The organism is Pseudolysinimonas sp. (genome assembly GCF_051954455.1).
Classification (GTDB): domain Bacteria; phylum Actinomycetota; class Actinomycetes; order Actinomycetales; family Microbacteriaceae; genus Pseudolysinimonas.
Genome location: NZ_JBQCHS010000017.1, coordinates 59,746 through 71,678 on the forward strand (window position 1 = coordinate 59,746; position 11,933 = coordinate 71,678).

An 11,933-nucleotide genomic window follows, 5' to 3' on the forward strand; every position below is an offset into this window, starting at 1 on the left:
TTCTTCGTCGACTCGCGGAGGCGGGGTGCTCGCGCGGCTGACAGGATGGAGGGCGTGAGTGTCGTCGTCGTCGCGCCCGGCCAGGGATCGCAGACCCCCGGATTCCTCGAACCCTGGATCGCGGTCCCCGAGTTCGCCGACCACCTGGCGACCCTCGCCGAGGCGGCGGGCATCGACCTCGTGACGCACGGCACGGTCTCCGACGCCGACACCATCCGCGACACCGCGATCGCTCAGCCGCTCATCGTCGCCGCCTCGCTCGTCGCCCTCGGCGGCGTCCTCGACGGCTCGGACGCCCGGCGCGCGTCGCTCGCCGGCATCGCGGGGCACTCGGTCGGCGAGCTCGCCGCCGCGGCCGGGGCGGGGATTCTCAGCGAGCAGGACGCCATGCGCCTCGTCGCCGCGCGCGGCGCAGCGATGGCCGAGGCGGCCGGCCGGGCCGCCACCGGCATGAGCGCCGTCGTCGGCGGCGACCAGGACGCGCTGCTGGCCCGACTCGAGGAGCTGGGACTGAGCCCGGCGAACTTCAACGGCGGCGGCCAGATCGTCGTCGCCGGCGAGCTGCCCGCTCTGGCGCGGCTCGCCGAGGAGCCGCCCTCCGGCGCGCGCGTCATCCCGCTCCAGGTCGCCGGCGCGTTCCACACGAAGTGGATGGGCTCCGCGGTCGATGAGCTCCGCGCCGTCGCGGAGGGCGTCGAGGCCCACGACCCGACCCTCACCATCTGGACCAACAAGACCGGCCGACCCGTCGCCTCCGGCGCCGCCTTCGTCGACCTCCTCGTCGGCCAGGTCGCGTCGCCGGTGCGCTGGGACCTGACGATGGAGTCGTTCGCCGCCGCCGGCGTCACCGGTCTCGTCGAGCTCGCCCCGGCCGGCGCCCTCGTGGGTCTCGCGAAGCGCGGCCTCAAGGGGCTGCCGACCGTGGCCGTGAAGACCCCCGCCGACCTGGACGCCGCGCGCGCCCTCATCGACAACGACGGAGCCGCCTGATGGCCACCCTGAAGCAGGCCACCGGCCCGCAGTTCACCCGCATCTACGCGCTCGGCGCCGCCCGCGGCGACCTCGACGTGCCGAACGACGACCTCGTCGGGCCCATCGACTCGAGCGACGAGTGGATCCGACAGCGCACGGGCATCATCACCCGCAAGCGCGCGTCGCCGGACGTCACGGTCACCGAGCTCGCCGTCGAGGCCGGCGCGGAGGCGATCGCCAAGGCCGGCATCGAGCCGAGCCAGGTGGGCGCCGTCATCGTGTCGACGATCAGCACCGGCGTCGCGACGCCGTCCGTCTCGACCCTCGTCGCGGAGCGGCTCGGAGCCGGCACGGTACCCGCCTACGACATGAACGCCGCCTGCGCCGGCTACACCTACGGCATCGCCCAGGCCGACGCGCTCATCCGCTCGGGCCTCGCCGAGTACGTCGTCGTGATCGGCGCCGAGAAGCTGAGCGATCTCGTCGACCCGGCCGACCGATCCATCTCGTTCCTCCTGGCCGACGGCGCGGGTGCCGCGGTCGTCGGCCCGAGCGACGAGCCGGCGATCAGCCCGACCGTGTGGGGCTCGGACGGCTCGCACTGGTCGTCCATCTGGATGACCGGCACCTATCAGCAGATGAAGGCCGGCGAGCTGGACGCCTGGCCGACCATGCGCCAGGACGGCCAGACGGTCTTCCGATGGGCCGTCTGGGAGATGGCGAAGGTCGCCCGCCAGGCGATGGAGACCGCGGGGATCACCGCCGAGGATCTCACGGCGTTCGTGCCGCACCAGGCCAACATGCGCATCATCGACGAGCTCGCCAAGCAGCTGAAGCTGCCCGAGAACGTGCTCATCGGCCGCGACATCGCGACGACCGGGAACACCAGCGCGGCGTCCATCCCGCTCGCGACGCACCGGCTCCTCGAAGAGCACCCGGAGGCGAGCGGCGGCCTGTCGCTCCAGATCGGCTTCGGCGCCGGCCTGGTGTTCGGGGCCCAGGTGGTCCGCCTCCCGTAGAATCCGGGAGGTCATTCGAACCTCCCCCGTCCATCCGAATCAAGGAGAAACAACACCATGGCCCTTTCCCAGGACGAGGTGCTCGCCGGTCTGGCCGAGCTCATCAACGACGAGACCGGCATCGCGACCGACAGCGTCGAGATGGACAAGTCGTTCACCGACGACCTCGACATCGACTCGATCTCGATGATGACCATCGTGGTCAACGCCGAGGAGAAGTTCGACGTCAAGATCCCCGACGAGGAGGTCAAGAACCTCCAGACCGTCGGCGACGCCGTCACCTACATCGTCAACGCGCAGGGCTGAGTCTCTCGGGGCGGGAGCCGCGGCTCCCGCCCCGAACTCTGTCGTCAGGGAGTTCGAATGACCAAGAAGATCGTCGTCACCGGGATCGGCGCCTCGTCGCCGCTCGGCGGCACCGCCCCGGAGTCGTGGACCGCGCTGCTCGCGGGCGAGTCCGGCGCCGCGAGCCTCACCCAGGAGTGGGTGTCGGAGCTGCAACTACCGGTCACCTTCGCCGCCGAGGCGAAGGTGCGCCCGGAGGAGGTGCTCGAGCGCGTCGAGATCAAGCGGCTCGACCCGGTCTCCCAGTTCTCGCTCATCGCGGCACGTGAGGCGCTGGCCGACGCGGGATCCCCCGAGGTCGAACCGGAGCGGCTCGGCGTCGATTGGGCGACCGGGATCGGCGGCCTGTGGACGCTGCTCGACGCGTGGGACACGCTCCGGGAGAAGGGCCCGCGCCGGGTCCTCCCGATGACCGTGCCCATGCTCATGCCGAACGCCGCGGCAGCCGCCGTCAGCATGTCCCTGGGGGCCCGGGCGTTCGCCCGCACCGACGTGTCCGCGTGCGCGTCGTCGACCGAGTCGATCACCAACGCCTACGACCACCTGCAGCAGGGCCTCGCCGACGTCGTCATCGCCGGCGGCTCGGAGTCCTGCATCCACCCGATCACGCTCGCCTCGTTCGCGTCGATGCAGGCGCTCTCGAAGCGCAACGACGACCCGGCGACGGCCTCCCGCCCCTACGACGTGAGCCGCGATGGCTTCGTCATGGGTGAGGGTGCCGCGGCGCTCGTGCTTGAGACCGAGGAGCACGCCAAGGCGCGCGGCGCGAAGATCTACGCCGAGATCGCCGGCGGCGGCGTCACGAGCGACTCGTACCACATCACCGCGCCCGACCCCGAGGGCTGGGGCGCCGCCCGCGCGGTCCGCGCCGCGCTCGAGCAGGCCGATGCGTCGGTGGACGACGTCACTCACGTCAACGCGCACGCCACGAGCACGCCCGTCGGCGACATCGCCGAGTACAAGGCGCTGCTCGCGGTCTTCGGCGACCGGGTGCACGAGATCCCGGTCTCGGCCACCAAGGCGTCGCACGGCCACCTGCTCGGCGGCACCGGCGCCCTCGAGGCGATCTTCGCGGTGCTCGCGGTGCAGAACCGCCTCGCGCCGCCGACGATCAACCTCACCGAGAAGGACCCGGAGATCCCGCTCGCCGTGCAGGGCTCGACCCAGCCGCTCGGCGACGGGCCTCAACTCGCGATCTCGAACTCGTTCGGGTTCGGCGGTCACAACTCCGTGGTGGCGATCCGCTCCGTCTGAGCGGCAGGTTGTTACGGGCGCGCGCCGAGCTCGAGGGCGCGCGCCTCGCGGGCGTCCCACCACTCGTGGCGCTCGGCGTCCTCGCCGACCTCCGCCTCGGAGAACTCCAGCAGACGGACGATCATCGAGAGTCGCGCTCGCGCGAGGTGACGCGGCCCCAGGGGCCGGGGCGTGCGGTGCTTCGGTTCCTTCATGACGTCTCCCCCTCGATCCCTCGCGTCAACCGACCTTGTGGAGCCACACGACGGGGCTCTCCTGCCCGACATGCCGGAACACCTCCAGCTCGTCGTCCCACGCCTGGCCGAGCGCGAGGCGCAGCTCGCGGTGCAGCTCGAACGCATCGGAGCCCGCCGACTCCATCGCGAAGCGCACGCGGTCCTCGGGGATGACGAGGTTGCCGGCCGTGTCGGTCTGGGCGTAGAAGATGCCGAGGTCGGGGGTGTGCATCCAGCGGCCGCCGTCGGCGCCGAGCCCGGCGTCCTCGGTCACCTCGTAGCGGAGGTGCTCCCAGCCGCGGAGCGCGCTCGCGAGCACGGCGCCCGTGCCCCGGGGTCCCTCCCAGAAGTACTCGGTCCGCTGGGAGCCCTTCAGCACGGGCTGCTCGCGCCAGTCGAAGTTGACGGCACGCCCGAGGGCGCGCCCGGCTGCCCACTCGACGTGGGGGCAGAGCGCGCGAGGCGCGGAGTGGATGTACACCACGCCGCGGGACAGGGCGCGCGTGACCTCGAGGGGTCCGTCCTGCATCGTCACTTCTCTCTCCATTCGTCGGATGCGACTTCCCCATCGACCCGATGAATGCACGTGAGAGATGTGCTTGGCGGCATTCTCGCAGAGCCGCCTGCGAACGACAAGGGTGTGATTCGGTGTGTCTCAGCGCGCGTCGGCGTAGCGCTCGACCGTCGCGACGGTGAGGGCGAACTCGACGGGCGACGCGCCGAAGAGCAGCCGCCCGGCCTCCGCCGCCGATTCCCGCATCGCGTTCTCCACCGCGGGGGCGAGCGCCTCCGGCGTGTGGACGACCAGCTCGTCGTGCAGGAAGAAGACCAGGTGCGGGCGGTCGAGGAGCGGCGCACCGGGCGCACCCAGCTCCCACAGCCGCCGGCGCAGGCCGCCCATCCAGCACAGCGCCCACTCGGCCGCGGTGCCCTGGACCACGAAGTTGCGCGTGAAACGTCCCCAGCTGCGCGCGTCGGACTGTGCTCGGCGCACCTCGGTGTCGGAGAGGGCGGCGTCGGCGCCGTCCACCCGGGCCGCGGCCTGCGGTCCCGGCGGCGAGGTCCGACCCAGCCAGGTGCGCACCACCTCGCCGCGCTCCCCCGCGCGGGCGGCGGCCTCCACGTACTCCATCGCCCGGGGGAATGCGCGCTCGATGCGCGGCCGCATGCGCCCCGACTCCCCCTGCGTCCCGCCGTAGATGGCGCCGAGCATCCCGTACTTGGCCTGCGACCTCGTCGACACCGCGCCGGCGTCGACCATGCCCTGATAGAGGTCCTGGGCGCGGCCGGCGCGGGCCATCGCCCTGTCACGCGACATGGCCGCCAGCACCCGCGGTTCGAGCTGGGCGGCGTCCGCGACGACGAAGCGCCACCCGGGATCCGCGACCACGGCGCCGCGCACCTGCTTCGGCAGCTGTAGCGCCCCGCCGCCGTCGGCGGCCCACCGACCGGTCACGACCCCGCCCGGGACGTAGACCGGGTGGAAGCGGCCGTCACGGACCCACTCGGCGAGCCAGTTCCAGCCGTTGGCCGTGTGCAGCCGCGCGAGCTTCTTGTACTCGAGCAGCGGCGGGATGGCGGGGTGCTCGATCGTGCGGAGCTCCCACGACCGGGTCGTCGTCACCCGGAGCCCGGCGCGCTGCAGTCCCTTCACGAGCTCGACGGGGGAATCCGGATTGAGGGCCGGCTCGTCGAGAGCGGCGCGCACCTCGGCGAGCAGCTCCGCCATCCGCGCCGGGCGCCCGCCGGGATCGGGCTCCCCGAGCAGGTCGCGCAGGATCGCGTCGTGCCGATCTGCCCGCCACGGGATCCCGGCGAAGGTCATCTCGGCCGCGACGAGGCTGCCCACGCTCTCGGCCGCGACCAGGAGGCTGAGCGGCCCCGGCTCGGAGCTCGCCTCCACCGCGGCGAGCTGCCGCCGGAGCTCGGCGACCGGGTCGTCGTCGGCCGCCGGTTCTTCGAGATCGAACAGCGCGCCGTCGGCCACCGGGTCCGGCGCGGGGCGATCCCACGCGTCGTCCGGCCACGCGGTGCCGGAGGCCGCCACGGCGTGCCGCAGGATCCGGCGGCAGAGCCGCAGGTCGACGCACCGCTCGACCCGCACCGCCGTCGCGAGGAGCGGCGGGTACCAGCGGGCGGTGTCGCCCCACGCCCATCGCGGGCGTTCCGGTTCGCGGGAGGCGACCCAGTCGGCGAGCCGCTCGGGGGCGAGCGCGGTGCGTCCCATCTCGCGGCCGTCGTCGGCGAGGTCCACCGCGGTGACGGCGCCGCGCCCGTCGGAGCGCAGCGCGATGAACACGCTCCAGTCTCCCGCGACCGACCGACGGTCGCCGCGACCCTCGTCGCGGGTCAGAACGCGAGCAGCATCTCGTGCTCGGCGACCGGATGGCCCGGGATGCGCTCCACGTCACCCGTGGCGACGAAGCCCATCCGCTCGTAGAAGCGGCGGGCCCGGTCGTTGCCCTCCCCGACCTGGAGGCGCAGCGTCGTCGCCCCGGTGGCTCGGACCTCGGCCGCCAGGACCTCCAGCAGGCGCTCCGCGGTCCCGTCGCCGCGCCGACGCGGGTCGACGTACACGCCGACCAGGGTGGGCGGCGGGGGCTCGAGCATCACGACCATCTGGCCGATCCAGGTGCCGTCGTCGGCGATGGCGACCGCGGAGCGCCGGATCTCCGAGGGAGCGACCCGCGACCGCCAGAGGTCGTCGTCGTGCGACTCGGCGCGTTCGATCGTCTCGAGGAAGGCGAGGGGCGTGTCGCGGAGCGCCCGGAGCCGCAGCTGCTTCCAGAGCTCCCACTCGTCGGGCCGCGGCGCCCGGATCGTCGTCACCCGTGCAGGAGCTCGCCCGCCGCGTTCAGCACCTGCTTCTCCCCCGCCTCGATCGGCACCGTGAAGCGGTTCTGCTTCGGCGGCATCGGGCAGTTGAAGGCGTAGCTGAACGCGCAGGGCGGCAGGACGGCCCGGTTGAAGTCGAGCGTGATGGTGCCGTCCGGGTTCGGGGCGACGAACAGGAACCTGCCCACGCTGTAGGTCTCCGTCCCGCTCGTGGCGTCGGCGAACACGAGCTGCAGTGCCCGACCCGACTTGAACGCCGCGAGGTCGTAGTCGACGCCGTCGCGCGTGAAGCGGATCGATCCCGGCACGACCTCCTCGCGGGTCTTCCCGTCGCTCGTGTGCTCGAACCCGACGGTCGTGCCCTCCGGGTTCTCGCTCCACGCGGCGGTGACCACCCAGCCGGGGTTGTACGGGTAGACGTCGATGCCGCCGAACTCGCGGATGCCCTCCGACTCCGCGTCGAAGACCCGGAGCGCGTACTGCCCGCTCTCGAGGCGGATGACGAAGCCGCGGAGCGTGTCGCTGAAGACGACCTCGGACGGATTCGGGTCGTCCTTCCCGCGCACGACCGCCTCACCGTCGACGACGTCGCCGTCGACCCGGACCCCGTCGGCCGCCGATGCGATGACCCGGAGGCCCGACTCGCCCGACGGCAGCGGCGCCCACCGGCCCGGCACCCCCCAGACGGGCTGCTCCGAATCGATGACCTGGGTGTTGACGAGGGCCAGGCTGCCGAGCGGCTGCACGACCGCCTGCTCCCGCCGCGAGTGGAAGTAGGCGAGAGCCTCTTCAGGGGTCTGCTGCGGGGCGGTCGCGGTGTCGGTCATGGCATCCATCCTGTCGGGTCACCCGGTGCAACGGGTGCCGACACGGAGGGATTCCCGACGTCAGGCCTTGGAGCGGCCGCCGCGCCGGATGAAGCCGATCAGCGCGGTGATGACGAAGAGGATGAGGCCGGCGATCGCGAGCCACAGGAGGCCCTTGATGACGAATCCGAGGATCGCGAGAACGGCCCAGACGACGAGCAGGATGATGACCAGCGCGAGCATGGGCCCACGCTATGCCGAGTCCTCTCCTTGTGGAGCCGACGCCCAGGCCGCACTCAGGAGAGAGTGCCTCACCGCGGCGGCAACTCCTCCTGATCGGCGGGGACAGCCTCCTCGCCCGGAGGAAGGTTGGACCGGTCCGGGGCGATGAGGGTCGCCTGATAGCCCGAGTCGGGCAGGCCGAAGCCCGCGATCCGCGATCCGTCCGCGGCCAGCACCAGATCGGCCGACTGCCGCGGCAGCGTCTTCCCGCGGAAGAAGTCGGGGCGGATGGCCCACCAGATGAACATGAGGACGAACCCGATCAGGATGCCGCCCACGCCGAACACGGCGTCATCCCCCACAACCCAGCCGAAGAGGTTGACCGCCAGGTTGTGCCCCTTCGAGTCGACCTCCCAGTCGGCCTCCGCGTAGGTGATGAGCCCGTAGACGAAGGCGTAGGCGAGCATGAGGCCGCCGAGGAGCGGGAAGAGGAACTGCTGGATGAAGTTCTTGGTCGAGCGCCGGAACGTACGGCGGTAGAACCACACGCACGCGAAACCGGTGAGGCCGTAGTAGAACGCGATCATGAGGCCGATCGAGTCGATCAGCGGGGTCAGCAGGTCGTTGCTGATGAAGGTGACGAGCGCGTAGAAGCCGACCGACGCGATCCCCATGCCGACGGTCGACCACGTCGGCGTGAGGAAGCGCGGGTGGATGCGGGCGAACCGCTCCGGGACCGCCTTGTAGACCGCCATGGAGAGGGTCGTGCGCGCCGTGGGGAGGATGGTCGTCTGAGTCGATGCCGACGCCGACGTGAGGATCGAGATCGTCAGCAGCGTCATGAGGATGTGCCCGATGACGCTGTCGCCGAACAGCGACGGTCCGAGCGACAGGAAGACGTTGTCCGAGTTGTCGGGGTTGGCGAGTCCGATGCCCTTGTCGCCGATCCCGGCGTACGAGACCGACGCGGTCGTGACGACCGTGTAGGTGAGGAGCAGGAGCACCGTGCTGATGATGGCGGCGCGCCCCGGCGTCTTGGCCGGCTCCGATGTCTCCTCGTTGATGGAGACCGCGCTGTCCCAGCCCCAGTAGATGAAGATCGCGGCGAGCAGGCCCGGCGCGAGCACGCTGCCGAAGTTGAGGGCGAACGGGTTGAACCAGTCCCATTGCGGCAGGATCGACGTCGCGGCGCCGTGCCCCGTGTAGACCTTCACGAGCGCGAAGACGGCGAAGACGACGAGGATCACGACCTCGATGGAGAGCAGGATGCGCTGCAGCCGGGCGGAGACCTCGATGCCGCGGTAGCAGATCCAGGTCATGAGGGCGATCCAGACGATGCCGGCCGCGAGCTCCCACCAGTAGTTCACGGCGATCTCGCCGAAGAACTTCGCCATCGGCGTGTAGCCGACGAGATCGCCGAGGTTGCCCAGCAGCCCGAAGGTCGTCTGCCCGGCGATCTGGGCGAGGTTCGCCATGACGATGACGTCGGCGACGATGATGCCCCAGCCGCCGACCCAGCCGAGGATCGGGCCGAACGCGCGGCTCGCCCAGGTGAAGGTCGTGCCGCAGTCCGGCTCGGCCTTGTTGAGCTGCTGATAGGCGACCGCGATGAAGTACATCGGGACGAAGGCGAGGAGGACGACGCCGGGCGCGTGCACGCCGACCACCTGGCTGCCGACGCCGCTGACGACGATGAAGCCGAGGGCGGCGGCGAGGCTGTAGGCGGGTGCCGTCGACGCCACCCCCACGACGATGCTCGAGACCAGGCCGACCGCGCCGGGCCTCAGCCCCTTGTCGGTCGACGGCCTCTCGATCAGATCCGCGCGTGTCGCCTGCGTCATCGACGTCCCTCTCGGCCGGGTGGACCGCTCGTCGTCGAGCGGACGACGCCACCGTACACCAGCGGATCACGCCCTCGATAGCACGGAACACAGTCGTAACGCGCTGTCATCTGGTCGAAACACACACGGATCCGTCGCCTCGGTTTCGGCCTGCCAGAATCATGCGGTGCGTCTCGCAATCCTCGGTCTCGTCCTCCTCGTCGTGGGGGCCGTCGCGATCGCGACCGGCGTCCTCCCCGTGCCGGAGGCCGCGGCCGTCGGCGAACGGGTCTGGCCGATCCTGCTGTTCGTCGTCGCGATCACCGTGGTCGCCGAGCTGGCGGCGGAGGCGGGGGTCTTCACGGCCCTCGCGTCGCGGCTCGCCGTGCTGTCCGGCGGGCGCACGATCATCCTCTGGCTGCTCGTCGTGCTGTTCGCGATCGTCAGCACCGCCTTTCTCTCGCTCGACACGACCGCGGTGCTGCTGACACCCGTCGTCGTCCTGCTCGCCAAGCACGCCGGACTGCCGCCGCTCCCCTTCGCGCTCACGACCGTCTGGCTCGCGAACACCGGTTCGCTGCTGCTGCCCGTGTCGAACCTGACCAACCTGCTCGCGGAGCACGTTCTCGGCTTTGACGACCCGCTGCGGTTCCTGACCCTCCTCGGCCCCGCCGCGGTCGTCGCGATCGTCGTGCCGTGCCTGGCGGTCGCCCTCGTCTTCCGACGCGAGCTGCGCGGCCGGTTCGCGCCGCCGGCGGTCGGCGCCCCGGAGGATCCGGTGCTGTTCGGCGCGGCGGCGATCGTCGTCGTGCTCCTGCTGCCGTTCCTCGTGATCGGGCTGCCGCCGTGGATCCCGGCCACCGGAGCCGCCCTGGTGCTGGTGATCGTCACGGCGATCCGCCGGCCGAAGGCTCTCGGCTTCGCGATGATCCCCTGGCAGCTCGTGGTCTTCGCGAGCGGGCTCTTCCTCGTCGTCGAGGCCGTGCACGCGCTCGGCTCCACCATGGTCCTGGAGGCCGTCGCCGGCCGCGGCACCGACCCCGTCGCCCTCCTGCGGATGGCCGGCACCGGGCTCGTCAGCGCGAACGTCGTCGACAACCTGCCGGCTTACCTGGCGCTGGAGCCGGCCGCGGGATCCCCGCTGCGCATCGCCGCCCTGCTCATCGGCGTCAACGCCGGCCCGCTCATCACCCCGTGGGCGTCGCTCGCGACGCTCCTCTGGCACGCGCGGCTGCGGTCGCTCGACGTGCACATCGGCTGGGGGCGCTACATGCTGCTCGGGCTGGTGGTGGCCCCCGTGACGGTGGCGCTCGCGACGCTGGCTCTCGCTCTGGCCGGGTGAGCGCTGGCCGGGTGAGCCGTGGCGTGCTGAGGACTACGGGGCGACGCGCCCGTTGGCCTCGAACGCCGCGTAGGTGAGGGGCATCAGGCGCGCGAGGTGCTCCTCCATCCGCTCCGCCACCATCTCGATCTCGCGCTGCGGGAACGACGGGAAGTGCGATTCCGGCCGCTTCGTGCGCAGCGACAGGAAGTTCATGAGCGAACGGGCGTTCATGGTCACGTACATCGACGAGTACAGCGAGAGCGGGAGCACGATGCGGGCGACCTCGCGGGCGATGCCGGCCTCCAGCATCCGCTGATAGGCCGCGTAGGCCTCGGTCGCGATCGCCGTGGCCTGCTCGACGGCCAGCTCGGTCTGCTCGGGGCTCCCGGGGACGAAGTCGTAGGCCCCCGGCTTGCCCTGCTGCACGAGGTTGCGCTCGGGACCGGGCACGTAGAAGACCGGCTTCATCTCGCGGTACCGTCCCGACTCCTCGTTGTACGACGCGATCCGGTGCCGCATGAACTCGCGGAACACGAAGATGGGCGCCTGGACGTAGAACGTCATCGAGTTGTGCTCGAACGGACTCCCGTGGCGATCCCGCATCAGATAGTTGATCAGGCCCTTCGAGCGCTGGGCGTCGGCATCGAGCTGCTCGAGGCTCTGCTCCCCCTGCGTCGACACGCGGGCCGCGAACAGCACGTCGGAGTCCTGCGCGCTCGCCCGCACCAACTCGACGGTGACGTCCGAGCGGAAGGTGACCCCTGACGACTCCTCGACCGCGAGGTCGGGCGCCGGAACGATCGTGTCGGTGATCGTCGTCTCGATGTGAGCCATGGCGCGACCCTACCGAGACGCACCGACAGACGAGGGTCGCTCGGCCGGGTGGGAGACTGGCGGCGTGACGGACGCCGGGACGGGGGATCTGCTGCGGCCCTCCGCCGCCGACGCGGCCGTCCGTCCGGCCCGTTCTGGGGACGCCGCCGCGATCGGCTCGGTGCAGGCGCGGGCGTGGGGCCGTGCGTTCGGCGCGGTCGTCGGGGCGCTCGACCCGCAGGTGCTCGCCGAGGCCTGGGCCGACGCCGTCTCGGCGCCGCCGTCACCGCTTCACGCCGTCCTCGTCG

At 71.6% G+C, this 11,933-nt stretch carries 13 protein-coding genes and 1 pseudogene; 6 read left to right on the forward strand and 8 right to left on the reverse strand.

The window, feature by feature from the left end; genetic code table 11:
• Positions 1–54 precede the first annotated feature (54 nt).
• Genes ACTHM3_RS08220 through ACTHM3_RS08235 form a run of 4 tightly spaced genes read left to right on the forward strand, consistent with a single transcriptional unit; the run spans position 55 to position 3,590 of the window.
• Complete coding sequence (locus ACTHM3_RS08220; protein ID WP_440405629.1) at positions 55–990, forward strand: ACP S-malonyltransferase; 936 nt, start codon at positions 55–57, stop codon at positions 988–990.
• Positions 990–1,991, forward strand: coding sequence for a beta-ketoacyl-ACP synthase III (locus ACTHM3_RS08225; RefSeq protein WP_440405630.1), 1,002 nt, complete (start codon positions 990–992; stop codon positions 1,989–1,991). Before ACTHM3_RS08220 ends, ACTHM3_RS08225 begins: the two co-directional genes overlap by 1 nt.
• Before the next feature lie 57 nt (positions 1,992–2,048).
• Positions 2,049–2,297: an acyl carrier protein gene (locus ACTHM3_RS08230; protein WP_440405631.1), complete on the forward strand. Its 249-nt coding sequence runs from the start codon at positions 2,049–2,051 to the stop codon at positions 2,295–2,297.
• A 57-nt stretch (positions 2,298–2,354) separates the two neighbouring features.
• Positions 2,355–3,590, forward strand: a complete 1,236-nt coding sequence (locus ACTHM3_RS08235; protein WP_440405632.1) for a beta-ketoacyl-[acyl-carrier-protein] synthase family protein — start codon at positions 2,355–2,357, stop codon at positions 3,588–3,590.
• Positions 3,591–3,601: 11 nt separating this feature from the next.
• Here the strand turns inward: ACTHM3_RS08235 and ACTHM3_RS08240 are convergent, their stop codons facing one another.
• The 7 genes from ACTHM3_RS08240 to ACTHM3_RS08270 form a co-directional block, all read right to left on the reverse strand.
• The gene (locus ACTHM3_RS08240) at positions 3,602–3,784 is read right to left on the reverse strand and encodes a hypothetical protein (RefSeq protein ID WP_440405633.1); all 183 of its coding nucleotides are present in this window, start codon (positions 3,782–3,784) and stop codon (positions 3,602–3,604) included.
• 25 nt (positions 3,785–3,809) lie between these two features.
• Positions 3,810–4,334, reverse strand: a complete 525-nt coding sequence (locus ACTHM3_RS08245) for a DUF3145 domain-containing protein (RefSeq protein ID WP_440405634.1) — start codon at positions 4,332–4,334, stop codon at positions 3,810–3,812.
• Positions 4,335–4,460: 126 nt separating this feature from the next.
• Positions 4,461–6,104, reverse strand: a complete 1,644-nt coding sequence (locus ACTHM3_RS08250) for a bifunctional 3'-5' exonuclease/DNA polymerase (protein ID WP_440405635.1) — start codon at positions 6,102–6,104, stop codon at positions 4,461–4,463.
• 50 nt (positions 6,105–6,154) lie between these two features.
• Positions 6,155–6,634, reverse strand: a complete 480-nt coding sequence (locus tag ACTHM3_RS08255; RefSeq protein WP_440405636.1) for a GNAT family N-acetyltransferase — start codon at positions 6,632–6,634, stop codon at positions 6,155–6,157.
• Entirely contained in the window at positions 6,631–7,467 is an 837-nt protein-coding gene (locus ACTHM3_RS08260) for a DUF1684 domain-containing protein (protein ID WP_440405637.1), read from the reverse strand. Before ACTHM3_RS08260 ends, ACTHM3_RS08255 begins: the two co-directional genes overlap by 4 nt.
• A 60-nt stretch (positions 7,468–7,527) precedes the next feature.
• Positions 7,528–7,689: a hypothetical protein gene (locus tag ACTHM3_RS08265; protein WP_440405638.1), complete on the reverse strand. Its 162-nt coding sequence runs from the start codon at positions 7,687–7,689 to the stop codon at positions 7,528–7,530.
• A 68-nt stretch (positions 7,690–7,757) separates the two neighbouring features.
• Positions 7,758–9,509, reverse strand: a complete 1,752-nt coding sequence (locus ACTHM3_RS08270; protein WP_440405639.1) for an APC family permease — start codon at positions 9,507–9,509, stop codon at positions 7,758–7,760.
• Between the two features lie 166 nt (positions 9,510–9,675).
• Between ACTHM3_RS08270 and ACTHM3_RS08275 the strand changes: the two genes are divergently transcribed.
• On the forward strand, positions 9,676–10,830 hold the full coding sequence (locus ACTHM3_RS08275; RefSeq protein WP_440405640.1) for an SLC13 family permease: 1,155 nt from the start codon (positions 9,676–9,678) through the stop codon (positions 10,828–10,830).
• A gap of 33 nt (positions 10,831–10,863) precedes the next feature.
• Here the strand turns inward: ACTHM3_RS08275 and thyX are convergent, their stop codons facing one another.
• Entirely contained in the window at positions 10,864–11,646 is a 783-nt protein-coding gene (gene thyX / locus ACTHM3_RS08280; RefSeq protein WP_440405641.1) for an FAD-dependent thymidylate synthase, read from the reverse strand.
• Positions 11,647–11,710: 64 nt separating this feature from the next.
• On the opposite strand from thyX, the pseudogene ACTHM3_RS08285 reads away from it, so the two are divergent.
• Positions 11,711–11,933, forward strand: a pseudogene (locus ACTHM3_RS08285) (hypothetical protein); the annotation flags it as partial.

Bases quoted from the DNA above. Each gene is read 5' to 3' on its own strand.
- ACTHM3_RS08230 (WP_440405631.1), top strand. From the start codon at position 2,049: ATGGCCCTTTCCCAGGACGAGGTGCTCGCCGGTCTGGCCGAGCTCATC.
- ACTHM3_RS08235 (WP_440405632.1), top strand. From the start codon at position 2,355: ATGACCAAGAAGATCGTCGTCACCGGGATCGGCGCCTCGTCGCCGCTC.
- ACTHM3_RS08245 (WP_440405634.1), bottom strand. From the start codon at position 4,334: ATGCAGGACGGACCCCTCGAGGTCACGCGCGCCCTGTCCCGCGGCGTG.
- ACTHM3_RS08260 (WP_440405637.1), bottom strand. From the start codon at position 7,467: ATGACCGACACCGCGACCGCCCCGCAGCAGACCCCTGAAGAGGCTCTC.
- ACTHM3_RS08225 (WP_440405630.1), top strand. From the start codon at position 990: ATGGCCACCCTGAAGCAGGCCACCGGCCCGCAGTTCACCCGCATCTAC.
- ACTHM3_RS08240 (WP_440405633.1), bottom strand. From the start codon at position 3,784: ATGAAGGAACCGAAGCACCGCACGCCCCGGCCCCTGGGGCCGCGTCAC.
- thyX (WP_440405641.1), bottom strand. From the start codon at position 11,646: ATGGCTCACATCGAGACGACGATCACCGACACGATCGTTCCGGCGCCC.
- ACTHM3_RS08265 (WP_440405638.1), bottom strand. From the start codon at position 7,689: ATGCTCGCGCTGGTCATCATCCTGCTCGTCGTCTGGGCCGTTCTCGCG.
- ACTHM3_RS08270 (WP_440405639.1), bottom strand. From the start codon at position 9,509: ATGACGCAGGCGACACGCGCGGATCTGATCGAGAGGCCGTCGACCGAC.